At 71.9% G+C, this 26401-nt stretch carries 20 protein-coding genes and 1 riboswitch; of the genes, 9 read left to right on the plus strand and 11 right to left on the minus strand.

The window, feature by feature from the left end; all coding sequences use genetic code 11:
• Window positions 1–12 precede the first annotated feature (12 nt).
• The 3 genes from M6G08_RS12160 to M6G08_RS12170 all read left to right on the plus strand — a co-directional run bounded on the left by M6G08_RS12160 (window position 13) and on the right by M6G08_RS12170 (window position 5466).
• Window positions 13–1770 carry a serine/threonine-protein kinase gene (locus M6G08_RS12160; RefSeq protein ID WP_272587155.1) on the plus strand — a complete coding sequence of 586 codons (1758 nt, stop codon included), beginning with the start codon at window positions 13–15 and terminating at the stop codon, window positions 1768–1770.
• Between the two features lie 213 nt (window positions 1771–1983).
• Window positions 1984–3597 (plus strand): succinic semialdehyde dehydrogenase, encoded by a 1614-nt coding sequence (locus tag M6G08_RS12165; RefSeq protein ID WP_272587156.1) that lies wholly within the window; start codon window positions 1984–1986, stop codon window positions 3595–3597.
• A gap of 51 nt (window positions 3598–3648) precedes the next feature.
• Window positions 3649–5466, plus strand: coding sequence for a GMC family oxidoreductase (locus tag M6G08_RS12170; protein ID WP_272587157.1), 1818 nt, complete (start codon window positions 3649–3651; stop codon window positions 5464–5466).
• 84 nt (window positions 5467–5550) lie between these two features.
• On the opposite strand, the gene M6G08_RS12175 is transcribed toward M6G08_RS12170, so the two are convergent.
• Together M6G08_RS12175 and M6G08_RS12180 are read right to left on the minus strand one after the other, a co-directional pair.
• Entirely contained in the window at window positions 5551–6789 is a 1239-nt protein-coding gene (locus M6G08_RS12175) for an ICP22 family protein (protein ID WP_272587158.1), read from the minus strand.
• A gap of 619 nt (window positions 6790–7408) precedes the next feature.
• A complete protein-coding gene (locus tag M6G08_RS12180) occupies window positions 7409–7696 on the minus strand; it encodes a chorismate mutase (RefSeq protein ID WP_272587159.1) in 288 nt (95 codons plus the stop codon).
• Window positions 7697–8085: 389 nt separating this feature from the next.
• Here M6G08_RS12180 and guaA point away from each other — a divergent pair, with 389 nt between their 5' ends.
• The gene (gene guaA, locus M6G08_RS12185; protein WP_272587160.1) at window positions 8086–9666 is read left to right on the plus strand and encodes a glutamine-hydrolyzing GMP synthase; all 1581 of its coding nucleotides are present in this window, start codon (window positions 8086–8088) and stop codon (window positions 9664–9666) included.
• Window positions 9667–9676: 10 nt separating this feature from the next.
• Here guaA and M6G08_RS12190 read toward each other — a convergent pair whose 3' ends face one another.
• Complete coding sequence (locus M6G08_RS12190) at window positions 9677–10186, minus strand: pyridoxamine 5'-phosphate oxidase family protein (protein WP_272587161.1); 510 nt, start codon at window positions 10184–10186, stop codon at window positions 9677–9679.
• A gap of 362 nt (window positions 10187–10548) precedes the next feature.
• Here M6G08_RS12190 and M6G08_RS12195 point away from each other — a divergent pair, with 362 nt between their 5' ends.
• On the plus strand, window positions 10549–11844 hold the full coding sequence (locus M6G08_RS12195) for a hypothetical protein (protein ID WP_272587162.1): 1296 nt from the start codon (window positions 10549–10551) through the stop codon (window positions 11842–11844).
• Between the two features lie 31 nt (window positions 11845–11875).
• On the opposite strand, the gene M6G08_RS12200 is transcribed toward M6G08_RS12195, so the two are convergent.
• The 3 genes from M6G08_RS12200 to M6G08_RS12210 form a co-directional block, all read right to left on the minus strand.
• Window positions 11876–12394, minus strand: a complete 519-nt coding sequence (locus tag M6G08_RS12200; protein ID WP_272587163.1) for a DoxX family membrane protein — start codon at window positions 12392–12394, stop codon at window positions 11876–11878.
• A gap of 186 nt (window positions 12395–12580) precedes the next feature.
• Window positions 12581–12823 (minus strand): hypothetical protein, encoded by a 243-nt coding sequence (locus tag M6G08_RS12205; protein WP_272587164.1) that lies wholly within the window; start codon window positions 12821–12823, stop codon window positions 12581–12583.
• Complete coding sequence (locus M6G08_RS12210) at window positions 12810–14237, minus strand: PspC domain-containing protein (RefSeq protein WP_272587165.1); 1428 nt, start codon at window positions 14235–14237, stop codon at window positions 12810–12812. The genes M6G08_RS12205 and M6G08_RS12210 overlap by 14 nt, the downstream gene beginning before the upstream one ends.
• Before the next feature lie 180 nt (window positions 14238–14417).
• Here M6G08_RS12210 and M6G08_RS12215 point away from each other — a divergent pair, with 180 nt between their 5' ends.
• Both M6G08_RS12215 and M6G08_RS12220 read left to right on the plus strand, forming a co-directional pair.
• Entirely contained in the window at window positions 14418–15710 is a 1293-nt protein-coding gene (locus tag M6G08_RS12215) for an ATP-binding protein (RefSeq protein WP_272587166.1), read from the plus strand.
• A complete protein-coding gene (locus M6G08_RS12220; RefSeq protein ID WP_272587167.1) occupies window positions 15707–16450 on the plus strand; it encodes a LuxR C-terminal-related transcriptional regulator in 744 nt (247 codons plus the stop codon). The genes M6G08_RS12215 and M6G08_RS12220 overlap by 4 nt, the downstream gene beginning before the upstream one ends.
• 53 nt (window positions 16451–16503) lie before the next feature.
• On the opposite strand, the gene M6G08_RS12225 is transcribed toward M6G08_RS12220, so the two are convergent.
• Entirely contained in the window at window positions 16504–17559 is a 1056-nt protein-coding gene (locus M6G08_RS12225) for a C40 family peptidase (protein WP_272587168.1), read from the minus strand.
• A gap of 312 nt (window positions 17560–17871) precedes the next feature.
• On the opposite strand from M6G08_RS12225, the gene M6G08_RS12230 reads away from it, so the two are divergent.
• On the plus strand, window positions 17872–18225 hold the full coding sequence (locus M6G08_RS12230) for a hypothetical protein (protein WP_073724938.1): 354 nt from the start codon (window positions 17872–17874) through the stop codon (window positions 18223–18225).
• On the opposite strand, the gene M6G08_RS12235 is transcribed toward M6G08_RS12230, so the two are convergent.
• Window positions 18203–19234, minus strand: a complete 1032-nt coding sequence (locus M6G08_RS12235) for a tellurite resistance/C4-dicarboxylate transporter family protein (protein WP_272587169.1) — start codon at window positions 19232–19234, stop codon at window positions 18203–18205. The genes M6G08_RS12230 and M6G08_RS12235 overlap by 23 nt on opposite strands.
• Window positions 19235–19261: 27 nt before the next feature.
• Complete coding sequence (locus M6G08_RS12240; RefSeq protein ID WP_272587170.1) at window positions 19262–20452, minus strand: C40 family peptidase; 1191 nt, start codon at window positions 20450–20452, stop codon at window positions 19262–19264.
• 7 nt (window positions 20453–20459) lie between these two features.
• A riboswitch (cyclic di-AMP (ydaO/yuaA leader) is annotated at window positions 20460–20639 on the minus strand.
• A gap of 230 nt (window positions 20640–20869) precedes the next feature.
• Here M6G08_RS12240 and pcrA point away from each other — a divergent pair.
• Entirely contained in the window at window positions 20870–23365 is a 2496-nt protein-coding gene (gene pcrA, locus M6G08_RS12245; RefSeq protein ID WP_272587171.1) for a DNA helicase PcrA, read from the plus strand.
• 77 nt (window positions 23366–23442) lie between these two features.
• Here the strand turns inward: pcrA and M6G08_RS12250 are convergent, their stop codons facing one another.
• Complete coding sequence (locus M6G08_RS12250) at window positions 23443–25068, minus strand: M23 family metallopeptidase (RefSeq protein WP_272587172.1); 1626 nt, start codon at window positions 25066–25068, stop codon at window positions 23443–23445.
• 230 nt (window positions 25069–25298) lie between these two features.
• The gene (locus M6G08_RS12255) at window positions 25299–26255 is read right to left on the minus strand and encodes an esterase/lipase family protein (RefSeq protein WP_272587173.1); all 957 of its coding nucleotides are present in this window, start codon (window positions 26253–26255) and stop codon (window positions 25299–25301) included.
• Window positions 26256–26401: the final 146 nt, after the last annotated feature.

The raw sequence follows: 26401 nt of genomic DNA on the forward strand, positions 1-26401 counted from the left end.
ATGCATGGACCCATGAACAGCAACGGGGGGCCGCACAACGGGCCGGACGAGCCCACGAGTTTCGGCCTGCAACCACCCAACCCGCCCGTGGCCGTGCCCCGTCCCGGCAACCCGTACGCGGCGCCCACCCAGGTCGTGCCGCCGCGGACGCAGGCCCGGCCGGAGATTCAGGGGCAGCCGGAGGTCCAGGGGGAGCCGGAGAACCAGGCACCGCGGCCGCCCCGCTCCACGGGCACGCCGGAGCCGGGTGCCGGTCGGCTCATCGCCGGCCGCTACCGGCTGATCGCCAGGCTCGGGCACGGCGGCATGGGCACGGTGTGGCGGGCCAAGGACGAGACCGTGGACCGCGAGGTCGCCGTCAAGGAGCCCCGCGTCCCCGACCACCTTCCCGAACGCGAACGGGCCAACGCCTTCGAGCGGATGCGCCGCGAGGCCCGCGCCGCCGCCCGGCTCGACCATCCCGCCGTCGTCGGCGTGTACGACGTGGCGGTGGTGGACGACCAGCCGTGGATCGTGATGGAGCTGGTGCGGGGCCGCTCGCTGGGCGACGCGTTGCAGGAGGGCACGCTCGGTGCCCGCGAGGCGGCCCGGATCGGCCTGGAGGTGCTCGGCGCGCTGGAGGCCGCGCACGCGGCCGGCATCCTGCACCGGGACGTGAAGCCGGACAACGTCCTGCTCGGCCGGCACGACCGGGTCGTCCTCACCGACTTCGGCATCGCACAGATCGAGGGCGAGACCAGCCTCACCGACACCGGCGGATTCGTCGGCTCGCCCGAGTACATCGCACCGGAGCGGGTGCTGGGCCGGCGCCCCGGCCCGGCGAGCGACCTGTGGTCGCTGGGCGTGGTGCTGTACGCGGCCACGGAGGGCGTCTCGCCGTTCCGTCGCAGCAACACCCCCGCCACGCTCCAGTCCGTGCTCAACGCCGCGCCCGCGCCGCCCGCCGCGCAGGGGCCGCTCGCCGAGCTCGTCACCGGCCTGCTGGACAAGGACCCGGCCCGCCGCCCGGACGCGGCCCGCACCCGCGCCCTGCTGGAGGCCGCCGCGAACCCGCCCGAACCCGCACCCACCCGCGTGGCCGGGGGCGGCGGAGCGGACGGTCCGGAGGGTCTTGCCAGGTCGTCCGGTGCCGGCTCCAAGTGGGGCGTGCGGCTGGGCCGCAACGCGTGGATCACCCTGGGCGCGGCGGTCGTCGCGGCGGCCGCGGCGTCGTACCTGGTGATCGCGGAGCCCTTCGCAGGGCCGCTGCCCGAGGGGTGGAAGACGCACCGGCTGAGCGGGAAGACCGGGGTGAGCGTCGGCCTGCCGGCCTCGTTCGTGAAGGAGGAGGAGCACCCCGACGACTGGGACGGCACCAACGAGACGTTCGCCGACCCGAGCGGCGCCGTGACCGTCCACGTCGACCGGGACATCAAGGCCGAGGACGAGGACGGGGACATGCCGGGCACCGCGATCGCGGGCGCCTGGGCGGACTGGGACACGCTCAAGGACGGCGAGTACTCCTGGGACCTCGCCGACGAGCCCGCGCCCGAAGGGGAGCCGAAGGAGACCGAGTACCGGGGCGAGAAGGCCGCCGAGAACGTCATCGCGTACACGACCACGGACGCGCGGGAGCCACGCGAGCGCGAGATCCACATCGTCTACTACCGGGCCGCGAACGGCGACATGTACCGACTGTGGATCGACTACCCCCGCAAGGGCTACTTCGCCGACGAGGGACGCGAGATCGCCCGCACGGTGATCACCAACTGGGAGGTCGCGGAGTCCTGACGGGGCGCGCGACCAGAGTGCGGGGGGCCCGCGGCCCGGGGCGCGCCGCAGGGAGCGGCCTGTCGCCAAAAGAAACAGTCAGGTGCAACCCATCCGCGTAACGCCCTGATCAGCGGGTTTGTTGCCAGCGATCACTGGCATTGTGTGAGCACTCGGTGAATCCCGATTACCGACGGGTACACAAAGCCGTCGCGGCGTCATACCCTGCGGCTCATGACGGACGCGCAGGCCCCGGAACTCACCGGCACCAACCCCCTCGCCCCCAGCCCGGCGGGCGCCCGCACCGCTGCGGACGTGGTCACGCCCGAGCTGGTCGCCCAGCTCGCCAAGGGCGTGGCCGGTTCCGGGCGGACCGCCAACCACACGCCGTTCACCGGCGAGAAGCTCGCCGACCTGCCCGAGTCGACGCCCGAGGACGTGGCCGGCGCCTTCGAGCGGGCCCGCGCCGCACAGGCCGTGTGGGAGCGCACACCGGTACGGCAGCGCGCCGCCGTCCTGCTCCGCTTCCACGACCTGGTCCTGGAACGCCAGGCCGAGGTCCTCGACCTCATCCAGCTGGAGACCGGCAAGGCCCGCCTGCACGCCCACGAGGAGGTCCAGGCCGTCGCCGTCGCCGCCCGGCACTACGGCCGCAAGGCCCCGGCGTACCTGCGCCCCAAGCGGCACACCGGCGCCGTACCGACCCTCACCAAGGTCACCGAACTGCGGCACCCGCGCGGCGTCGTCGGCCAGATAGCCCCGTGGAACTACCCGCTGGAGCTGTCCGTCGGCGACGCGCTCCCCGCCTTCGTCGCGGGCAACGCGGTCGTCATGAAGCCCGACACCGAGACCTGCCTGACCGCCCTGTGGGCCCGTGACCTGCTCATCGAGGCCGGCCTGCCCGCCGAGGTCTTCCAGGTCGTCCTCGGCGAGGGCCCGGTCGTCGGCCCCGAGGTCGTCAAGCACGCCGACTACGTCTCCTTCACCGGCTCCACCCGCACCGGCCGCGAGGTCGCCCAGGGCGCCGCCGCCCGCCTGGTCGGCGTCTCCCTCGAACTCGGCGGCAAGAACGCCATGCTGGTCCTGGAGGACGCCGACATCGAGAAGGCCGCCGCGGGCGCCGTGCGGGCCTGCTTCTCCTCGGCCGGCCAGCTCTGCATCTCCATCGAGCGGCTCTACGTCCACGAGTCGGTCGCGGACGCCTTCCTGGACCGCTTCGCCGCCCGCACCAGGGCCATGCGGCTCGGCACCTCCCTCTCCTACGGCGCCGACATGGGCTCGCTGGTGGGGGAGCGGCAGCTCCAGACCGTGACGGCGCACGTGGCGGACGCCGTTGCGCGGGGGGCGAAGCTCGTCGCGGGCGGGGTCGCCCGCCCGGACATCGGCCCGTACTTCTACGAGCCGACCATCCTCGACGGCGTCGTGGCCCCCATGACCGTGTGCACCGAGGAGACCTTCGGCCCGGTCGTCTCCGTCTACCGCTTCAAGACCGAGGACGAGGCGGTCGAGCAGGCCAACTCCACGCCGTACGGCCTGAACTCCTCGGTCTGGACGAAGGACGCCCGGCGCGGCCACGAGGTCGCCGCCCGGATGCGCACCGGCACCGTCAACATCAACGAGGGATACGCCCCCGCCTACGGCAGCGCCCAGTCACCGATGGGCGGCATGAAGGACTCCGGCCTCGGCCGCCGGCACGGCTCCGAGGGCATCCTCAAGTACACCGAGGCCCAGACGGTCGCCCACCAGCGGCTGCTGCCGATGGCGCCGTCGCTCGGCATGGACGACGAGAAGTACGCGGCGTTCATGAGCCGGAGCCTGCGACTGATGAAGGCATTCCGCTTCCGCTGACCCGCCCGCGCAACCCCCGAGACCACCGCCCGTTCTCAACGAGGAGAGCACGTGTCGCAGGAGAACTCCGTCCAGACCCGGGACGAGAACGGGTACGACTACGACGTCCTCGTCGTGGGTTCCGGCTTCGGCGGCTCGGTGTCCGCCCTCCGCCTGACGGAGAAGGGATACCGGGTCGGCGTCCTGGAAGCGGGCCGCCGCTTCACCCGCCAGTCGCTGCCGAAGAACTCCTGGGACCTCAAGAACTACCTCTGGGCCCCCAAGCTCGGCATGTTCGGCATCCAGCGCATCCACCTGCTCGGGAACGTCATGGTCCTGGCGGGCGCGGGCGTCGGCGGCGGTTCCCTCAACTACGCCAACACCCTCTACGTACCGCCGCAGCCTTTCTTCGACGACCCCCAGTGGCGGGACATCACCGACTGGCAGGACGAGCTGACGCCGTACTACGACCAGGCCAAGCGCATGCTCGGGGTCCGCCTCAACCCGACCATGACCCCCTCCGACGTCCACCTGAAGGCCGCCGCCCAGCGGATGGGAGTCGGCGACACCTTCCACATGGCGCCGGTCGGCGTCTTCTTCGGCGACGGCGAGGACGCCGACGGCACGGCGAGGGCGAAGCCGGGCGAGGAGATACCCGACCCGTACTTCGGCGGCGCGGGACCCGACCGCAAGGCGTGCAACGAGTGCGGCGAGTGCATGACCGGCTGCCGGCACGGCGCGAAGAACACCCTCAACGAGAACTACCTGTACCTCGCCGAGAAGGCGGGAGCGGTCGTGCACCCCATGACGTCGGTCGTGTCGGTCACCGAGGACTCGCGCGGCGGCTTCGCCGTGGCCACGCTCCCCACCGACCGGAAGAAGAAGGGCGCGGGCCGCACCTTCACCGCCCGCCGCGTCGTCATGGCGGCCGGCACCTACGGCACCCAGACCCTGCTGCACCGCATGAAGGCCAACGGCCAGCTCCCGCACCTCTCCGACAGGCTCGGCGAGCTGACCCGCACCAACTCCGAGGCCCTGGTCGGCGCCCAGACCGACGACCGGCGCTACCGCAAGGCGACCGGCGAACCCCGCGCCGACTTCACGCGCGGCGTCGCCATCACGTCCTCGATCCACCCGGACGCCAACACCCACATCGAGCCGGTCCGTTACGGCAAGGGCTCCAACTCGATGGGCGGCCTGTCCATCCTCCAGGTCCCCTACGCAGGCCACACCGCCTCCGGCACCTCCCGCGTCCTGGGTTTCCTTGGGCACGCGGCCAAGCACCCTCTCCTGGTCCTGCGTTCGCTCTCCAACCGCAAGTGGTCGGAGCGCACCATCATCGGCCTGGTGATGCAGTCCCTGGACAACTCCCTGACCACCCACCTGAAACCGACGGGCGTCGGCAAGGGCCTGCTCACCGCCCGCCAGGGCCACGGCTCGCCCAACCCCAAGCAGATCAAGGCCGCCACCGAGGGCGCCGCCGCGCTCGCCGCCGAGATCAACGGCTTCGCCGGCTCCAACGTCGGCGAACTGATGGGCACCCCGCTCACCGCCCACTTCCTGGGCGGCTGCCCCATCGGCGCCTCCCGCGATACCGGCGTCATAGACCCGTACCACCGCCTCTACGGCCACCCCGGCATCTCCGTCGTCGACGGCGCCGCGGTCTCCGCCAACCTGGGCGTCAACCCGTCCCTGACCATCACGGCGCAGGCCGAGCGCGCGATGTCGTACTGGCCCAACAAGGGCGAGGAGGACCCGCGCCCGGCGCAGGGCACGGAGTACCGGCGCCTGACGCCCGTCGAGCCCAAGTCCCCGGCGGTCCCGGCGGAGGCCTTCGGCGCGCTGCGGCTGCCGTTCCTCGGGATGCCGGCGGTGCCGCCGAAGAAGTAACGGCCCGCGAAACAAGGGAAGGACCTGCGCCCCCCTCCGAGCGCAGGTCCTTCTCGTCTTGTGGCAGGCCGTGCCGGTCAGTCGTTACGCCTGGGCACCGGCCTTGCGGCGGCGGACGAGGTACATCGCGCCGCCACCGACGACGACGGCGAGTCCGCCGACGAGACCGATGGTCGGCAGCGCGGAGCTGGAACCGGTGGCGGCGAGACTGCCGGTGACCGGCTTGACACCGCCCTGCGGCTTCAGGTCCCTGTCGACGCCCTGCGGACGCAGGTCCTTGTCGATGCCCTTGGGCTTCTCGCCGTTCGGCTTGACGTCGTTGACGTCGTCCGGGAGGTCGCTGTTCGCGGCGAGCACGGTGAAGTCGTAGTACTCACCGTTGCCGTAGCAGGACTGTCCCTCGCCCGCGTACACCGCCTGGCTCATGGAGAACGCCGAGCCCGCCGGGGCGTCGGCGGCGATCCTTACGCGAAGGTCGAGCGTGGCCGTGGAGTTCTTGTCCAGGGTCGGCAGGAGGGCGACGATGCTTCCGGTGAACGTGAGCGCGTCCTCGCCCTCTCCGTAGGTCTCCTGGTAGGCGCTGGTCCACTTGCCGTCCTGCTTCACCTGCAGCTCGGCCAGGTCCTGCGAGAGGAGGACGTCGGAGTTGACTTCGCCGCTGTACTCGGCGAAGGCGTTGATCCAGACGTTCTTGAGGTTCTTGTCGGAGTCGTTGTCGATGACGAACTCGAAGTCGTGCCAGCCGGAGCCGGCCACGATCTTGTTCGGCAGCCCGGAGACGGAAGCGGTGAGCTTCTCGTCCAGGTCGAATTCGGCGCAGTCCTCGAAGGGGTCGAAGACGGCGTCGTCGGCGGGGGGCTCCTCGTCCTCGGAGGGCTCGCCGGCGTCGTCCGAGGGCTTCGTGTCGTCCTCCGACGGCTTGGTGCCGTCCTCGGAGGGCTTGGTGTCGCCCTCAGCCGGAGGCTGCTGGCCCTCGGACGGGTTTTCCTCGCCGGACGTGGTGTCACCGTCCCCGGAGGGCGGGTTCTGGCCCTCGGCCGGGGTGCTCGGGTCGTTCTCGTCGCCCGAGGACGCGTCATCCCCGGCCGGCTTCTCGTCGGCGGGCTTCTCCTCGGAGGAGGAGTCGCCGGGGGGCGCGGGGGCGGTGGTGTTCTCGCCGGACGCGGCGTCCTGGTCGGCATCCGTCGTGGTGGAGGCCTGCTCCTCGGACGAGGTGCTCGTGGACGGCTCGTCGGCCGCGAACGCGGCGGGTGCCGACACGAGGGCGAGCGGTGCCAGGACGGTGGCGGCGGCGGCCGTGACCATGGCGCGGCGAAGCTTCATGAAGACCTCGACAAATTCGGGCGTACTGCTCTGCCGCAGTACGGAGGTTTTGCGGGAGGCCTCCGCGTGTGGGGCGCGGGTGCCCGTGCGTCTCGGTGAAGAGTCGCTGTGTTTGATCAGTGAAGCCTGTGAATGGTTGTCCCGAACTGATGTCTTCTTTATGTGCCCTGCGTCACTCGCCGGGCAGAGCGGCTCCGGACGAACGCGAAGGGCCCCGCGGCTCTGCAGCCGCGGGGCCCTTCCTCAGCCAGCACCGGCGTCAGGGCTGCGCCGGTGCCTCGGAGCGGCGCCGGGGGGGTGCGCCGCTGGTCTGTCGAGCATGCGGTTGTCGGGGGAGGGGCGTCCCGGGCCCGGGCATCTCCCGTCGGCCGGCCCCGGGCGTCCCCGGAGCCGGCCGTTCTCATGGGTGACCGGGCTGCTGTCCCCTGCCGTCCGGTCACTTCCTGGGGCGAGGTCCCACGACGTACGGCACGATCCGTACGTCTCATCGCCCCAGCGAGCCACGCGTGGTTCTCTCGGGCCCGCCCCTGGCTGGCACGGACACCGGGACCAACGAAGCGTCCCGCGCGGCGGTCACGCGCCGTACGGGTGAGAAGTGGCCCGAACTCGCATGCGACGCTCAGACACGCCCCCGGCACAGCTCCAGCAGCGTCATCGCCAGCGACGTACCCGGCTTGCCCAGCGCGTCGCTGTAGTGGGCGAGGACCTCCATCTCGCGGGAGAGATTCACGCGCCGGCCGCCGGAGGCGATCCGGGCCTGCTGGATGACGGCGGACACGGCCATCCGTTCCTGGATCAGGCCGATGATCCGGTCGTCGAGCGCGTCGATGCGCTCCCGGGCGCCGGTGATCACGTCGGCGGCCTCTGCGGTGCGGGCGCCGGTCTTGTCTGCGGTGGTGACGGTCACGTCGGGGGCTCCTCGCCGGGAAGGGGGTGGTGGCGGTGCCCCGGGGCGGCAGGACCCGGAAAACGACAGGCGCCCCGGGCCTTGTCGGCCCGGGGCGCCTGGGAAGTTGTCGCTCGTCAGTTGCTCAAGCAGCACGACCATGGCAGCCGGTGGGCCGGTTGCCATAGGTAAAGCTGAACACCTGGTACTTGCGCATGGCGCCAGTATGCCCTGCGAACGGTCCGTGGCCAACCCGGTTCGCATGGTGATCCGAGGCTGACCCGAAGGTGATCCGCATGGTGAGACGTGCCACCGGGGCGGCGCCGGGCACCGCGGCCGGGACGGGGCGGCCGTCCGCCTCGGTAGAATCGGGAGCACAAGACCCCCGCCCGACCGCCGGAAGGCACCCCGTGTCATCAGCGACTCCCGCTGCCGCCGCCCCCGACACCGTCCTGGTCGTCGACTTCGGCGCGCAGTACGCCCAGCTCATCGCCCGCCGTGTCCGCGAGGCGCGGGTCTACAGCGAGATCGTGCCGAGCTCCATGCCGGTCGAGGAGATGCTCGCCAAGAACCCGGCGGCCATCATCCTCTCCGGCGGCCCCTCGTCGGTGTACGAGCCGGGCGCCCCCACCCTCGACCGTTCCCTGTTCGAGGCGGGCGTTCCCGTCTTCGGCATGTGCTACGGCTTCCAGCTGATGGCGCAGACCCTCGGCGGCACCGTCGACAACTCCGGCGCCCGCGAGTACGGCCGTACGGATCTGCACGTCTCCAAGAACTCCTCCACCCTCTTCGAGGGCACCCCGGCCGAGCAGGCCGTGTGGATGTCCCACGGCGACGCCTGCTCCGCCGCCCCCGAGGGCTTCACCGTCACCGGCTCCACGGACGTCGTCCCGGTCGCCGCCTTCGAGAACGACGAGAAGAAGCTCTACGGCGTCCAATACCACCCCGAGGTGATGCACTCCACGCACGGGCAGCAGGTGCTGGAGCACTTCCTGTACCGCGGCGCGGGCCTCGCCCCCGACTGGACCACGGGCAGCGTGATCGACGAGCAGGTCGCGGCCATCCGCGAGCAGGTCGGCGACAAGCGCGCCATCTGCGGCCTGTCCGGCGGCGTCGACTCCGCCGTCGCCGCAGCCCTCGTCCAGAAGGCCATCGGCTCCCAGCTGACCTGCGTCTACGTCGACCACGGCCTGATGCGCAAGGGCGAGACCGAGCAGGTCGAGAAGGACTTCGTCGCCGCGACCGGCGTGCAGCTGAAGGTCGTGGACGCCGAGGAGCGGTTCCTGGAGGCGCTGGCCGGGATCTCCGACCCCGAGGAGAAGCGGAAGATCATCGGCCGCGAGTTCATCCGGGTCTTCGAGCAGGCCCAGGCCGAGATCATCGCCGACCAGGGCCCGGCCGTGGAGTTCCTGGTCCAGGGCACCCTCTACCCGGACGTCGTCGAGTCCGGCGGTGGCACCGGCACCGCCAACATCAAGTCCCACCACAATGTCGGCGGGCTCCCCGAGGACCTCGAGTTCAAGCTCATCGAGCCGCTGCGCAAGCTGTTCAAGGACGAGGTCCGGATGGTGGGCCAGGAGCTGGGCCTGCCGGACGAGATCGTCCAGCGCCAGCCCTTCCCGGGTCCGGGTCTCGGCATCCGCATCGTCGGCGAGGTCACCAAGGAGCGGCTCGACCTGCTCCGCGAGGCCGACGCCATCGCCCGCGAGGAGCTGACCGCGGCCGGCCTCGACCGCGACATCTGGCAGTGCCCGGTGGTGCTGCTCGCCGACGTCCGCTCCGTCGGCGTCCAGGGCGACGGCCGCACCTACGGCCACCCGATCGTGCTGCGGCCCGTCTCCTCCGAGGACGCGATGACGGCCGACTGGTCGCGGCTGCCGTACGACGTGCTCTCCAAGATCTCGACCCGCATCACCAACGAGGTCAAGGACGTCAACCGCGTCGTCCTCGACGTGACCTCGAAGCCGCCGGGCACCATCGAGTGGGAGTGACCGAGAGCCGCTAGGCGCGCCGGACGGTACGCAGGGGCTTGCCGGGCTGCCAGACTTGGACGGCGAGGTACGCGTCGTCCTCCACGTAGGTCCGCACGACCTCCGTCAGCTCGGTTCGGAAGAGGTGGAACGGCTCCGGCGGTTCCACCTCTTTCACGTACCGGGCCCGCGTCGCGGCGTCCTCGACCTCTACCGCCCGCCCGCCGATCCGCACGTCCCCGCCGCCCATCCCGGTCCCGTCCCCCGGGTTCGCCTGCAACGCGAACCGCGGGTCACGGCGCAGGTCGAGCGCCTTCACCGAGCCCGGCATCATGCCGAGCCACAGCTCACCGCCCAGGAAGCGCACCTCCAGGCCGGTGGTGCGCGGCGAGCCGTCCTTGCGCAGGGTGGCGAGGACGTGGTGGGTGTACGCGCCGAAGCGCGCCTCGACGGTGGCGGCGAGCGCGGGTTCGGCGGTGGCGAAGTGCGACCAGTTCACGGTGGGGCCGGGTGAGGCGGCCGGTGCGGCGCTGTCAGTCATACGGCGAGTGTGACCCCGAAAGGCGACATCCTGTGTCCGCTATCGCACCCGGGCTCCTCGTCTGTCGCCGTCCGCCCGTCAGCGTCGCCCGGTCGCCTGCCTGCCCGGCCGGGTCAACACGGCGGGGCCGCATGTCACCCGCGCTGGGCAGTGCGGGCCGGGGCGGCGGGCGCGCAGGGGGCTCCGTGCGGCACAATTCGCTTTCGTCCCACGGGACTTAGGGCTTCCGCCGCGGCCGGTGCGGTGGCCGCCCGGACCGGTGTCGTGCGGACGTCGCGCGCATGGCGTGCGGGTGTCGTTGCTGGGTTCCACCGCGGTGTGCGCGGGGTTGTCGCAGGGGTCGGGGAAGGCGGGCGTCGGGCGTGGCGGTGCAGGAGGCGAGACACGGGAGCGGCCCGGGCGGGGACGCGTACGGGGCTGCGCACGGGGGCGGCTGCACCTGCGGGGGCTGCCCGCACGGCGCCCGGGAGGGGCATCGCCGGGCGGTCGCGGCGTTCCTGTCGCGGCGGGACGAGTTCGCGACCGGGCAAGGGCTGCCCGCCGCGGTGGCCCACTCGCCCTCCGCCTCCCGGCAGTGGGTCTCGGAGGAGCTGACCCAGTCCGCGGAACAAGTCGCCGAACGCGGCCGTGCCGAGGGTGAGGCGTGGCTCGCGGGCCTCGGGCGTCGCACGGCGACCGTCGTGTGGGCCGCGGTCGTGCTGCTGCTCCTCGTGCAGGCGCTCACCGCCGTCGGCGGCGGCTGGACGGCCGCGCGGACCGCGGGGCTCTCGGCGGCGCTGGTGGTGGCGGCGGCGCTGACGGCTGCGTCGTGGTTCCATCGGGCGCGGGGCGGGGCGCTGGCCCCGGTGATCGGTGAGGACAACCGCCTCTCCACGTCCCGCGCCGTGGCGGCGGCCTGGGTCCTGTTCGTCGCCTACGCCGTGCTCGTCCTGGCCGGGCAACTGGCCCTCGCCTCGGGGCACGCCCGGCGCGACGCGTTGGTCTCCGGGCTGGACCTGGCCCGCGGAGCCGGCGCGGTGACGGTGCTCGCGGTGGTGTGCGGGATCGCCGTCCTCGTACGGCGGGTGGTCGGGCTGCGGGTCCTGGGCCAGCGACTGCAGAAGGTCCGGGCGGACCGGCCGCGCGCCTGTGACCTCCTGACGGACGACGCCGGACGCGGCACCTTCGCCGACATCCAGTACGTCGTGATCAGCTCGGTCGCCCTCGTCTTCGCGGCGGTACGGCTGGCCCGGCGTCCGGACCAGCTGCCCGACCTGCCCTGGGGTCTGGCGGTCGTGGTGCTGGTGTCGGCCGCGACGTACGTGGCCGGCAAGTACGCGGAGGGAGGGCGCCCCGTGATCCTCTCCGTGGTCCGGGCCCGGGAGGCGGGCGACCTGGACGCGCCGATCCGCACGGGCGACGACATCGAGATCCGCGGTGCCGGTTTCGTACCGCCGGGTGCCCAGCGCGCGGACCGCCTGTCCCGCATGGTCGTCCGCATCGGCGCGGTCAACGTCCACGTGCCCCTGGTCCCGGTCACCGGCGGCTTCAGCAACCCCACGGACGACCTGCTGACGGTCCCCGTCCCGGCGGACGTCGAACCGGGCCGGGTGGATGTCCAGGTCGTCACGAGCGCGGGGGTGGAGACCAACCGGTACGCGATCGACGTGACGGACTGACCGACGCGGGCGTGGGCAGGGGAGGATGGCGCTATCGGTACCCGCCCGTCCTCCGGTGTCGCCGGGAGCGCAACGCGGCGTCCAGTGACAGCAGCGGGGCGCCCGCCAGTACGAGGGGGATCCAGGCCATGAGGTAGGCGAGGTCGTTGCCGTAGTAGTAGGGGTCGGAGGCCCAGCTGACGGTCAGCCAGAGGCTCAGCGAGATCAGGGCGCCGCCGAGCGCGGCGAGCCGGGTCAGCAGCCCGAGCAGCGTGCCGATGCCGACGGCCAGCTCGCCCAGGGCGATGGCGTAACCGAACCCGGAGGGGCTCTTCAGGGCCAGGTCGACCAGCCCGGGGACGGCCGAGGAGTCGCGGACCGTCCGCATCATGTCGCCGACGGAGCCGGCCCCGGAGTCCTTCATGAAGGCGCTGTCGGTGAGCTTGTCGAGACCGGCGTAAACGAAGGTGACGCCCAGGAAGATCCGCAGAGGCAGGAGGGCGTAGCGCGTGGCCTGGTCCCGCCAGCCTCCGCCGCCGTCCGGTTGCGAGGTGTACGCATCCGTCCGCATGCCGTGAGTCATCACTGCCAGCCGCCTCTCGCCCGCGTGTGCCGAGACCCCCTCATCAGTCCATACGTACGACGCCGAGACGCCGCTCAACCCTCCTTCGGCCGGTTTCTTCCTGTCGGTTTCGACAGATCGCCGTCCGGCGGGATGCCGGTGCCGGCACCGGCCGGGGTGGCAGGTCGGTGGCCGTCAGCCGGGCAGGTCCGCCCGCGGCCCGTCCGCCTTGGCTCGGAGCCTTCCCCGGCGCCGGTGCACGGACCGGGCCAGGACGCCGACCGCTCCCGCGGTGCAGAGGCCGCCCAGCACGAGGGGGATCACGACGAACCACGGTGTCTCCCAGAGCCCGCCCGCATCGCCCGCGTAGACGACGCCCGCCAGGGTCAGGAAGAAGCCCGCGACCAGCCGTCCGGGCTGGAACCTATGACGCAGCACGGGTCACCTCCGCCTGTCCGACGCCGACCTGGAGATCGAGGTCGAGGGTGCCGGCGTTCTCGCCGCCCTCCGTGGGGGGCAGGGTGACCTCCTTGTGCTTGCCCGGTGCCACGTCCACGTCCTTCTTGTCGTCGCCGGGCAACTGGATGTCGCCCACGCCCACCTCGACGCTCAGCCGCACGGTTACGTCCGGCGGCACCACGACCTGTATTCGGCCCATCCCCACGTCGGCCCGGGTGGTCACCGTCTGTCCCTCGGCCAGATCCAGCCGGGACAGGTCCAGGGTCCCGGTGCCGGCCCCGATGTCGTACTGCTCGTGCACGCCGGCCACGGTCGTGGGCTCCCAAGTCCTTCGGACCCAGTCGGTGCCGACGTCCTCGGGCAGGGTGGCGGAGCCGGCCAGCAGGCCGGCCGTGATGATCGCCAGGAAGATGGAACCCGCCCCTGTGCGCCCCAGGAAGGCGCTGACCGCGATGCCGACGCCGAAGACCGCGAGCGCGCAGGCCAGGCCGGTCTGCAGGCTGGTGCCGAGCGGCTGCTCGTCCCACGTCAGGCGGGTGCCGAGGAATCCGGCGAGCAGCGCGAGGAGGAAGACCCAGCCGCCGATGCCGCGAGGGCCGCGCGGCTGCGGGGTACGAGGGCGCCGGTCGGCCACCGGGGCGCGGTCGCCCGGAACACCGCGGCCGATGTTGACGGCCGCCGCGATGTCACGGTCCTCGGACTCCGGCGGGCCCCACAGATATCCGGTCCCGCCGACGTGGCTGCCGTCCTTGACTATGGGGTCGCGCCACCAGGAGGGCCAGGTGTACATGATCGGCGGTGCCTGAGCCTCGGGCGGGGCGTCGGCGACGGCCTGGGTGGCCAGGGGGTCGGGGTCGGGAGTGCGCCGGTGCCGTGACCAGTACCCGGCGCCCGCGAGGACCAGGGACAGCACCACGGCGAAGGTCAGCACTCCGCCGTTGTTCAGCATCGTCAGGAAGACCCCGCAGCCGACCAGGGCGAACAGCACGGCCGCCAGGGCCTGGCCGTCGACTCGGCCGGTGAGCAGCTTGCGCAACTCGTTCTCCTCCTCGTCGTCGTACGGGACGAAGAGCCAGGCGAAGCCGTAGAAGATGAGGCCGATGCCGCCGGTCGCGGAGAGCACCGCGAGCGTGATCCGGAAGATCACCGGGTCCATGTCGCACTGACGCCCGAGGCCGGCGCACACGCCGCCGAACGTCTTGTGCCGCCGGTCGCGCCGGAACCGGTGGGGCGGCCCGGGGGCGTCGCCCTCGGCTCCGGCAGTGGCGCCCGGGGCGGCTCCGGCACCCGTGGCATCCGCGGCGGGCGCGGCGTCCTGCGGCCCGGTGCCCTGCGGTGGGCGCGGGCCGGGGCCGGGTCCCGGACCCGTCGCGGCGTGCTCGTGATCTGTCATGGGTCCATGGTGACGGGCGCGGCGCCGGGGCGGCAGTCGGTTCGACCCTGGTCGGACCCTGATATCGGCCCTGAGCCGGCGCCGGGGGAGCGTTCGAAGGGCTCGCGGTCCGAAGATCAGGGGAGTCTAGGGGGCCGACCCTGATGCTCCGACTCCCGGGGCCGTGTGACCATCAGTGTCATGCCGGAAGCCGCAGCAGCGCCCCTCGTCGAACCGCGGCCGCCGCGCAAGCTCTACCGCAGCAGCGACGGACGCTGGCTCGGCGGGGTGGCGCGGGGGCTCGCCGGACATCTCGGGCTGCCCGTCATCTGGGTGCGGTTCGCCTTCGTCGGCCTGTTCATGGCCGACGGGCTCGGCGCGCTGTTGTACGCGGCCTTCTGGTTCTTCGTGCCGCTGGGCGTCGGCGGCGTCGACTCCCAGAAGCCGTCGTCCCTCGTCGCCGCGGAGACCGCGCCGGACGGCCGGCGCAGACTCGTCGCCCGCAAGCCGGACAAGGGCCAGATCGTCGCCCTGCTCCTCATGGTCGTCGTGGCACTGGTCTTCGTGGGCAATGTCGACCTCGGCGGCGGAGCGAAGGCCTATCTCTGGCCGACCGTGCTCGTCGGTGCCGGTGTCGCCCTCGTCTGGCGCCAGGCGGACAACGCCCGCCGGGCCCGCTGGGCCGAGGTGGGACGCCACCGGCGGACCGTCACCCTGCTGCGCTCCGTGGCCGGCGTCCTGCTGGTGACCGCGGGCGTCACCGGCATCTTCGTCCTCCAGGGGTCCGCCGCCCACCTCGGCTCCGTGCTCCAGGCCGCGCTCGCCGTCCTCGTCGGCATAACGCTCCTCGCCGGCCCCTACCTGGTGCGCATGACCCAGGACCTCTCCGAGGAGCGGCTGATGCGCATCCGCGCGCAGGAGCGGGCCGAGGTCGCCGCCCACGTCCACGACTCGGTGCTGCACACCCTGACCCTGATCCAGCGCAACGCGGAGAACGCGGGGGAGGTGCGCCGCCTGGCCCGTGCCCAGGAGCGGGACCTGCGCGCCTGGCTCTACAAACCGGAGGGCAACGGCAAGGACGAGGACGACGAGCCCACCACCCTCGCCGAGGCCGTCAAGCGCAACGCGGCCGAGGTCGAGGACAAGCACGGCGTCCCCATCGAGGTGGTGGTCGTCGGCGACTGCCCGCTCGACGAGAGGATCGGGGCACAGATGCAGGCCGGCCGCGAGGCCATGGTGAACGCCGCCAAGTACGGTGGCGAGGGCGGCGCCGTACAGGTCTACGCCGAGGTCGAGGGCAGGACGGTCTTCGTGTCCGTCCGGGACCGCGGTCCCGGCTTCGACCTCGACTCGATACCCGCCGACCGGATGGGTGTCAGAGAATCGATCATCGGCCGCATGGAGCGCAACAGCGGCACGGCGCGGCTGCGCGCGGTGCCGGACGGCGGCACGGAGGTCGAGCTGGAGATGGAGAGGGCGGAGAAGACGTCATGAGCGACCCGATCGAGGCGAACGCAACGGCGGCGGGAGAGGCGGCCGAGCCCGCACAGCCGGCGAACGCGGGCGCGGGGGAGCGTCACGTGCGCGTGGTGCTCGTCGACGACCACCGTATGTTCCGCACCGGCGTCCAGGCCGAGATCGGTCAGACCGCGCAGACCGGTGTGGAGGTCGTCGGTGAGGCCGCCGACGTCGACCAGGCCGTCACCGTCATCACCGCCACCCGGCCCGAAGTGGTGCTGCTCGACGTCCACCTCCCCGGTGGCGGCGGCGTCGAAGTGCTGCGCCGCTGCACCCCCTTGATGAGCGACACGGAGCGGCCCGTCCGCTTCCTCGCCCTCTCCGTCTCGGACGCGGCGGAGGACGTCATCGGCGTGATCCGTGGTGGCGCCCGGGGTTATGTGACCAAGACGATCACCGGCACGGACCTCGTCGACTCCATCTTCCGCGTGCAGGAGGGCGACGCCGTCTTCTCCCCGCGCCTGGCAGGGTTCGTCCTCGACGCGTTCGCGTCGACCGACGCCCCGCCGGTCGACGAGGACCTCGACCGCCTCACCCAGCGCGAGCGCGAGGTACTGCGCCTGATCGCCCGCGGCTACGCGTACAAGGAGATCGCCAAGCAGCTGTACATCTCGGTGAAGACGGTCGAGTCCCATGTCTCGGCGGTGCTGCGCAAGCTCCAGCTGTCCAACCGGCACGAGCTGACGCGGTGGGCGACGGCGCGGCGGCTGGTCTGACCGTCCTCGGCGCTCCGGCCCGGCACGGGCACGCCGCCACCGTCGTCCGGGCGTCACGCCACCCGCGCGGCGCCCGCGAACGGCATCTGGTCCACGGGCGCCACACGCACCGGCGCCGACGGGTTGGGGGCGTGGATCATCTTGCCGTCGCCGACGTAGATGCCGACGTGGCTGATGCCGGAGTAGAAGAAGACCAGGTCGCCGGGGAGCAGTTCCGAGCGGGCGACGCGGCGGCCGGCGTCGATCTGGGCGTAGGTCGTGCGGGGCAGGGAGACGCCCGCGGCGCGGTAGGCGGCCTGGGTGAGACCCGAGCAGTCGAAGGCGTCGGGGCCGGTCGCGCCCCAGACGTAAGGGCTGCCCAGTTTCTGGTAGGCGTAGGCGACGGCCGCCGCCGCACGGGAGTTGGGCGCCTGGGATGGGCCGGAGATGCCGTCCCGGGGGCCGGGCGAGGAGCGGGAGGCACGGTCACCGGTGCCGTCGCCGAGGCGGGCGCGTTCCTCGGCGGTCAACCGGGACAGCAGGCGGCGGGCCGTCGCCAGCTTGCCGGTGATCGTCTCGCGGTGACGTTTCAGCTCCTCCCGGCGTGACTTCAGCGACGCCACCTCGACGCGTGCGGCGCCGCGCAGTTGCTTGATCTCCCGCAGTTCCTTGCGCACCCGGCCCACGGTGGCCTGCTGCCGGCTGCCCGCCCGCTCGGCGAAGGCGGCGCCGTCGAGGTACCGGTCGGGGTCGGCGGAGAGCATGAGTCGCAGCGCCGGGTCGAGGCTTCCGCTCCGGTACTGGGCCGCCGCGACCGTGCCGAGATCCTCGCGCGCGGAGTTCAGCCGGTCCTCCTTGCGGGCCACCTCGTCCCGCAGTTCCTCGAGGCGCTGCTCGGCGGCGTCCGCCTTCTCCTTGGCGCCGTTGTACTTCTCGGTGGCGACCTCCGCCTCCTGGTAGAGCTTGTCCACCTCGGCCTTGACCTGAGCCGGTGTCTGCTCCGGCTCGGCGTGGCCGGTGCCGCCGCCCAGGCCGGTCGCGGTGGCCGCACCGGCCAGGGTGATGGTGGCCGCCGTACGGGCTCTTCCGCCGCCCGTCATGCGCTGTCGCGGCCTGCGGTGCCTTCCCACTGCGCTCCACGTCCTTCCGTACGACTCGGCTGGGCCTGCCCGGGGGAGGACGCTAGGCGTGACGGTAACGGTCCGGTGACGGGTTGTGCGGAACTGGCGGTACCGGTCCGGTGGGCGACCGTATGTGAACGTGGGCCCGTCCCGCGGCCGTCGTCTTCACGCTGGGTGATGACCGATGTGCCGGATCAGGGGCGGGAGGGGCAGGCGAGGTGCTAGGGGACGCATATATGCGCCGGAGCGCGGAGTGCGGCGCCGCGGTCCGGACGGGCCGGTGTCGGAGCGTGTCCGGCCCCCTGATTAGGCTCCGGCCTCATGGACGTACTCATCCACATCTTCGTCGGTCTGCACATCATCGGCATCGCGTCGCTCCTGGGCGGCTTCCTGACCCAGATGAAGGCCATGGGCCAGGGCACGGCCCGTTTCGTTCCCGCGATGCTGCACGGCGCGCTGACGATGCTGGTCACCGGTGTCGTCCTGATCGGCCTCAACCAGGCCGACGACCAGTCCGTCGACAACATCAAGATGGGTGTGAAGCTCGCCCTGCTGATCGTGATCCTCGGACTGGTCTACGTGAAGCGCGACGACGAGAAGGTGGAGAAGCCGCTGTTCGGGCTGGTGGGGCTGCTGACCGTGGCGAACATCTTCATCGCCGTGCTGTGGACCTGACAGCCGCCGGGCCCGCGCCGGCCGACCGCAGCCCGGCCCGGCCCTGGAGGAGTGCCCCCGCCGCGACCGCCAGCCACGCGGCGACCGCGACCCACAGCAGCGCCTGACCCGGGGCGTCCAGCCACGGCACGTCGACGGCGGCGGCGACGGACAGCGTCGCCGCCGCCGTCATGCCGAGCGGGAAGACGGTCGACCAGCGGCGCACGTCGTAGCGGAGCCGCGGCCACGCGATCTCGGCGGCGAGCAGGACGGCGTACCAGGCCAGGTCGAGGACGAGCAGGAAGACGGTCACGTCGTGCAGTACGGCCTGGTCGTCCGCGTTCCACAGGTACATGCCCGTCCCGGCGGCGGCGAGCAGCTTGGCGCCGGCGAGGGCCGAGATGGCGAGCGCGCCGCCCGCCACCCAGTGGTCCCCCGAGCCTCGGGCCACCTGCCGGAGATCGAAGCGGAACAGCGCGATCAGGTAGAGCACGATGCCCAGCCAGAACGGCACCAGGGACGCGTGCGCCAGCCACGGCGTGGTCGTCGCCGCCGCGAGCGTGGCACCGAGCACGGCGAGCCCCTCCGTGGCGACGCAGCCCAGGAACACCGCGCCGGGCATCCGGCGCCCCCAGTGCCGCACGACGAGGAACAGCAGTCCCGGCCACAGCAGTGCCGCCAGCGCCAGCAGCACCGCAGCCATGGGCGTCCAGCCGAGCAGTGAGATACGGGTGCCGAGCACGGTCGTCGCGGCCACGGCGGTGAGCGCGCCCGGTGTCCCCGCCCGCGTCAACCACTGCGCACGCTCGACCAGCAGCAGGTAGACGAAGTTCGCCGCCAGGGTCAACCAGGCGGTGCCGGCCAGGACCAGGGCGAGCCGGGACAGGATCTCGTGGCCGGTGAGGTGCAGGCCGACCGACAGGATGCCGGTCGCCATCACCGCGGCACCGGCCGCCGGCGGACGCTGCGCCCACCAGGCGCGCAGAGGGTGGAGGGCGGCAGGGGAGGTGGGAGCGGCGCCGGATGACATGCAGCCGATGCTAGAGAGCGCGGCGGGTCAGGCCGGGCGCACCACGCTGTGGATCGACCCCTCGCCGTCGTAGTAGATCGACTCCTCGCGCACGTAAGCGCCCGGCTTCGGGGCGTGGATCATCATGCCGTTGCCGATGTAGAGGCCCACGTGGCTGAGGTCGTCGTAGAAGAACACCAGGTCACCGGGTTGCGCCTGGGAGACGGGGACGGTCGTGCCGGCGTCCACCTGGTCGTAGGTGGTGCGCGGCAGGGTCACGCCCGCGGCCTTCCAGGCGGCCTGGGTCAGTCCCGAGCAGTCGTAGGAACCGGGGCCGGTGGCGCCCCAGACGTACGGCTTGCCGATCTGGGCGCGGGCGAAGGCGAGTGCCTTCTCCGCCTTGGTGCCGTGGGAGGCGTCCGGTGCGGAGGGCTCGGTCGCGCCGGTGCCCGAGGAGGTGCCGCCGGAACCACCGGACCCGCTCTCCTGCCGGTCCGCCTGCTCCCGTTCCCGCTGCTGCCGCTCCCGCTCCTCCGCCTGCTGCTTCGCGAGCTCGGCGGCCTTGCGGGCGGCCTCCTCCTGCTTCTTCTTCTCGATCGCCGCGAGCCGGACCTTCTCCTCGGCGGTCAGCTCCGACAGCAGTTCACGGGCGTTGGCGAGCTTCTTCTGGACGGTGGCCTTGGCCGTCTTCAGGTCGTTCTGCGAATCGGTGAGCGTCTGGAGGCTCTCGGTGGCCTCCCGGCGCTTCTTCATCGTCTCGGACTGCTGCGTGACGTAGTCGTCGACCGCGTCCTTCTGGCGGCCGGTGAGCCGGCTCATCAGCTGGTTCTGGTCGAAGTAGTCCTGCGGCGAGTCCGCGAGCAGGAAGGTCGCGGTCTGCGGGACCGCGGCGCCCGTGCGGTACTGGGCGGAGGCGAAGGACCCCAGCTCCTCGCGCGCCTCGTTGAGCTTCTGGGTGCGCTGGGCGACGTCGTTCAGGAGGTTGTTGACGCGCTTGCGCTGCTTGGCGGTCTTCTCCTTGGCCGCGTTGTACTTCTCGGTCGCCGACCCCGCCTGCCGGTAGAGGTCGTCGACCTTCTTCTCGACCTCTTCGAGGCTCGGTCTGTCCTCGTCCGACGGCGTGGCGTCGGCCGTCTGGGACAGCAGGGCCACGGAGGTGAGGGCGGCCGTGGCGAGGGCGGGGGTCCGTATGCCTGCGACGCGCGTACCCGTGGGGCGCGGCCTGCGGTGCGACGCCAAGGAGGCGACTCCTTCCAAAGATCCGCCTACCGGGTTAGCTGTCGGGTTCGGGCGGAGTGGATCCGGAAGGGTTGCCCTACGGCGTGCGCCCCGACGAGGGGGCGTGTGCCGATTCACCCCGAGGTTCTCGGTTGGGTCCCCGGCTCCGGGCGCCGTGCGGGCACGCCGGACTCGGCGGAGGCCGCGCGGCCCGGCGAGGTTCGCCGGAGGGGGCGTGCGGCCTGCCCGCACCGTAGCCAACTCGTGTGGCGGCTGTGAAGGTTGGTGGGTGATATGCCCGATACATTTTCGTGACCTTCGGTGAGAGGGTCACGCATGGTGTGCCGTTCGGTCGCGGCGCGTGTCCGGTGCGGGGATCGCGGCCATTCTCCGGGGCGGGGACCGGTTGTCGGTGGGGCGCCCTAGACTCGGAGAGCGATGAGCAGCCTCTTTGACGACAGCTTCCTGGCGAGCCTCCAGACCCCCCGCGGTCACGAGGAAGAACCTCCGCCGCCGCCCGAGGACGATCACGGACCGGAGCCGGTCCCGCACGATCTGTTCGGCGGGAAGTTCGACGTGCCTCCGGACCGGGACCAGTACTACCGGGACGGCGCCCCCCGCCCCGCCCTGGACCCGGCCGCGCTCCTGGAGGGGCTGAACGAGAACCAGCGCGCCGCCGTCGTCCACTCCGGCTCCCCGCTGCTCATCGTGGCCGGTGCCGGCTCCGGCAAGACGCGCGTGCTCACCCACCGCATCGCCCACCTGCTCGCCGAGCGCGGCGTCCACCCCGGCCAGATCCTCGCGATCACCTTCACCAACAAGGCCGCGGGTGAGATGAAGGAGCGTGTCGAGCAGCTCGTCGGCCCGCGGGCGAACGCGATGTGGGTGATGACCTTCCACAGCGCCTGTGTCCGCATCCTGCGCCGCGAGTCGAAGCGGCTCGGCTTCACGTCGTCCTTCTCGATCTACGACGCCGCCGACTCCAAGCGCCTGATGGCCCTGGTCTGCCGCGACCTCGACCTGGACCCCAAGCGCTTCCCGCCCAAGTCCTTCAGCGCCAAGATCAGCAACCTGAAGAACGAGCTGATCGACGAGGAGGATTTCGCCGCCCAGGCGGCCGACGGTTTCGAGAAGACGCTCGCCCAGGCCTACGCCATGTACCAGTCGCGGCTGCGCGAGGCCAACGCCCTCGACTTCGACGACCTGATCATGACGACGGTCAACCTGCTGCGCGCCTTCCCGGACGTCGCCGAGCACTACCGCCGCCGCTTCCGGCACGTCCTGGTCGACGAGTACCAGGACACCAACCACGCCCAGTACGCCCTGGTGCGCGAGCTGGTCGGCACCCCCGCCGAACACCCCGTCGACGTGCCGCCCGAGGCCGAGGTCCCGCCCGCCGAGCTGTGCGTGGTGGGCGACGCCGACCAGTCGATCTATGCCTTCCGCGGCGCCACCATCCGCAACATCCTCCAGTTCGAGGAGGACTACCCGGACGCGACCACGATCCTCCTGGAGCAGAACTACCGCTCTACCCAGACCATCCTCAGCGCCGCCAACGCGGTCATCGAGCGCAATGAGTCCCGACGCCCGAAGAACCTGTGGACCAACCAGGGCGCCGGCTCGCGGATCACCGGGTACGTCGCCGACACCGAGCACGACGAGGCCCAGTTCGTCGCCGACGAGATAGACCGCCTCACGGACGCGGGTGAGGCCAAGGCCGGAGACGTCGCCGTCTTCTACCGCACCAACGCGCAGTCCCGCGTCTTCGAAGAGGTCTTCATCCGCGTCGGCCTGCCCTACAAGGTCGTCGGCGGTGTCCGCTTCTACGAGCGCAAGGAGGTCCGGGATGTCCTGGCCTACCTGCGGGTGCTGGCCAACCCCGAGGACTCGGTGCCGCTGCGCCGCATCCTCAACGTTCCCAAGCGCGGCATCGGCGACCGCGCCGAGGCGATGATCGACGCCCTCGCCCAGCGCGAGAAGATCAGCTTCGCGCAGGCACTCAGGCGCGTCGACGAGGCGTACGGCATGGCCGCGCGCTCCGCCAACGCCGTCAAGCGGTTCAACACCCTCATGGAGGACCTCCTCACCGTCGTCGAGTCCGGCGCCGGACCGGCGACCGTGCTGGAGGCGATCCTCGAGCGCACCGGCTACCTCGCCGAGCTGCAGGCCTCCACCGACCCGCAGGACGAGACCCGCATCGAGAACCTCCAGGAACTCGCGGCCGTCGCTCTGGAGTTCGAGCAGGAGCAGGGTGAGGGTGAGGGCGAGGAGACCGGGACCCTGGCGGACTTCCTGGAGAAGGTCGCCCTCGTCGCCGACTCCGACCAGATCCCCGACGAGGAGGACGGCGACGGCGTCGTCACCCTCATGACCCTGCACACCGCGAAGGGCCTGGAGTTCCCGGTCGTCTTCCTCACCGGCATGGAGGACGGCGTCTTCCCGCACATGCGCGCCCTCGGCCAGACCAAGGAGCTGGAGGAGGAGCGCCGCCTGGCGTACGTCGGCATCACCCGTGCCCGTGAGCGGCTGTACCTGACCCGGTCCACACTGCGCAGCGCCTGGGGCCAGCCGTCGTACAACCCGCCCTCGCGCTTCCTGGAGGAGATTCCCACGCCCCACCTGGAGTGGAAGCGGACCGGGGCGAACGGGCCCGCGCCCGCCGCGCCGGTCTCCGCGGTGGCCGCCTCGCTGTCGTCGTCCCGCTCCCGCTCCTCGGCGTCGGGCGCCTCCGGCTTCGCCACCCGCCGGTCCGCCGCGGCCGACCAGCCGGCGGTGTCGCTGGCCGTGGGCGACCGGGTCACGCACGACCAGTTCGGGCTGGGCACGGTGGTCGGGATCAAGGGCACGGGGAGCAACGCCGAGGCGACGATCGACTTCGGGGACACCAAGCCGAAGCGGCTGCTGCTGCGGTACGCGCCGGTGGAGAAGCTCTGAGGTGTCGCGTCCGGGTCAGGGGGGCCGGGCCGTAGGGCTCGGACCCCGCTCGGCGGGGCTGCTGAGACGTTACTCCGCTACGTCGGGTTGAGGCCGTGGCTGCGCAGCCAGGAGAGCGGGTCGATGGCCGAACCGCCCGAGGGGCGCACCTCGAAGTGCAGGTGCGGGCCGGTCGAGTTGCCCGAGTTTCCGGAGAACGCGATGGCGTCGCCGGCCTTCACCGTCGTACCGGAGGGCACCTGGTAGCTGGAGAGGTGGCAGTACCAGGTCTCCGTGCCGTCCTTCGCGGTCACGATCATCATGTTGCCGTACGCGGAGTTGTACTGCGTGCGGACGGTGCCGTCGGTCGCGGCCATCACCGTCGTGCCGTACGCCACGGGGAAGTCGATGCCGCTGTGCACGGACATCCAGTTGATGCCGGCCTGGCCGTAGTACGCGCTGAGACCGTGTTGTGCGACGGGGAGTGCGAACTTCGGGCGCAGCCGCTCCTTGCGGGCCGCCTCCTCCGCCGCCCGCCTCTTCTCGGCGGCCTGCTGGGCCTTGAGGTCGATGCGTTCCTGGGTACGGCTGGCCCGGTCGGCGAAGTCGTCGGCTCCGGCGGCGAGACTGGTGAGCTGGGTGTCCAGTTTGTTGTTGGCGGCCGACGGCTTGACCGGGGCCGCCTTGTCCTCACCCGCGTCCGAGTCCGCCGCGGACGCCGCGGCCTCCGTGCCGTCGTCGCCGCTCAGACCGCCGACGGAGGCTGCCGCGATGCCCGCGACGCTCACCACGCAGGCCGACGGTACGGCGATGGTCATCAGCGCCGAGCGCTTGGCGGGCTGGCGGCGGCGGGAACGGGCGCCGCTGCGGGAGCCGGCGCGTGGCGCCGGGATGTGGGCGGCCGGGGCCACGACCTCCTCCTGCTCCTCCAGGAGGGCGGTCACGGTGGGGAGTTCGCCGGTGGCGGCCAACTCGTCGTCGCGTGCGCCGGGGTCCGAGCCGGGCGTGCCGGTTGAGCCGGATTCCTGGGAGACCGGTGCGGCGGCGGGAGTGGCGTTCTCCGGTGCCTCGGGCGTTTCCGGGGCGGTGCCGGCCGGGTTCCACTGCGTGGCGTCGTAGGCGCCGGTGTCGAACGTGTCGGCGTTGAAGGTGCCGGCGTTGAAGTTGCCGGTTGTGAACGAGCCGGTCTCGAAGGTCTGTGTGCCCCAGTCCCACTGCTGGGTCCGGTCGGCGGGGTTGCCGGTCTGGTCCGGCTGGTCCCAACCGCCCGTGTCCCACTGTCCGGTGGCCTCGGCGCCCGCAGCCTGCGGCTGTACGGGAGCGGGCTGCTGGTACTCGGCCGCCCAGGCGGTCGTGTCGTAGGCGCCGGTGTCGTAGGCGGCGTGGCGCTGGTCCGTGTAGGCGTCGTAGCCGGGCGTCTGCCCGCTGCCGGTGGACCACTGGGTGGCGTCGTACGAACCGGTGGTGTCGTAGGTGCCGGTGCCGGTGCCGGTGCCGGTGCCGGTGCCGGTGCCCTGGTCGGGGAGGCTGCCGAAGAGGGGATCCGCGTCGAAGGCCGCCGTGGTGGTCGCGCCGGTGGAAAAACCGGTGGTGCCGTAGCCGCCGTACGTGGTGAGGTCGCCGTACTGGGCCTCCCCTGTGCCGTACGACGCGTACTGCGCCGGATCGGCGTCGGAAGCCGAGGCCGGGGTGGTCATGGTCCCCGACGGGTGACGGTCGTTCACCAACTTCTCTTTCGCCTCGACAACAGGGGCTGCCAGAGCAGTGCGGCGACTGTACCCGGCGGTATACGGGCACGACAATCTTCGTCAGGTTTCGCGCGCGCAGGAAACGGGCAATCGGCCGTGTTTTGGGGGACGGCGGGCGCGAGCTTGGCTTTGTGTTCGAGTCTTGTTCGGATCCGATCGGGTGGTGGACGCGCGGTTTCGGGGTCCTCTGCCGGCTGAGGCGGCTTTCAGGCGACCGTCAGGCCGCCGGTGCTCTTGCCCTTACCCGTGCCCGCCTGGGGTGCGGCGGTGTCGAGCGCCTCACGGATGCCGGTGGCCACGGCGGGGTGCACAGGCAGGGCCAGGTGTCCGATGCCGCTCACCCGTACGTTCTGCACGGAAAGATCGGGGTGGTCCAGGCAGGCCGTCTCGAGCGGGTCCATCACGCGGTCCAGATCGCTCCAGAAGCTCACGAACCGCGTACGGCAACCGGGCGACGGCCGGGTCAGCTCCTCGATCACCGCGGAACCAGGGCGCATCTGGCGCACGATCGGGTGCGCGTTCGCCAGGGGAACCACCCGGGTGCCGGCGTGCGGGGTGCCGAGCGTGACGAGCGTCCTGACGCGGAGGTCTCCACCGAGGCGCTGCACGTAGTACCGCGCGATCAGCCCGCCGAGGCTGTGCCCGACGACGTCGACCCGCTCGCTGCCCGACCGCTCGCAGATCTCGTCGATGTGCCGTCCGAGCAATTCGGCCGCGGTGCGGATGTCGCAGGTCAGGGGTGAGTAATTGAGCGATTCGATCTGATGCCTGCCGTGCTGGGCCAGGCTGCGGCGCAGCAGGAGGAAAACCGACCGGTTGTCGATGAAACCGTGCAGGAGGACGACCGGGGGGCTGGTGGGGGCGGGGAGCCGAGGGGCGGGGGGTGAGGTTTCGGGGTCGTGGGAGTCCGTCGGCGGGAGGGCGCAGGCCGAGCGGCGCTCCTGGACGATCCCCGAGGGGTAGAGCAGAAGATGCCCGGCGAGGATCGCGACTTCCAGGGCGCTGGCCTTCAGGAGGGTCATGGAGAGCCCGGTCAGCCGACCCGGGAGACCCGTGAGACTCGTCAGCCCTGGCAGTCTCGGCAGGCCGGAGAGCCCCGGCAGGCCGGGCAGGAGACGCTGGCAGAGCGGGAGAAGGGGCAGTGCTGCCGTGGTGACCTTCATGGGCCGACCTCCTGTCGGCACGCGCAGGGACGCCTCTGTCCCCCGTGTGCCCTCGTGGAGAGTCGTGACACCAGTGATCGGTGATGTTTGCGAGGTATGCCTGAATGGGTGTGTCGAAGTGACACCCGGTGCTCGGATGCTCTGTG

The sequence above is a fragment of the Streptomyces sp. M92 genome, from assembly GCF_028473745.1.
Taxonomy (GTDB): Bacteria; Actinomycetota; Actinomycetes; order Streptomycetales; family Streptomycetaceae; genus Streptomyces.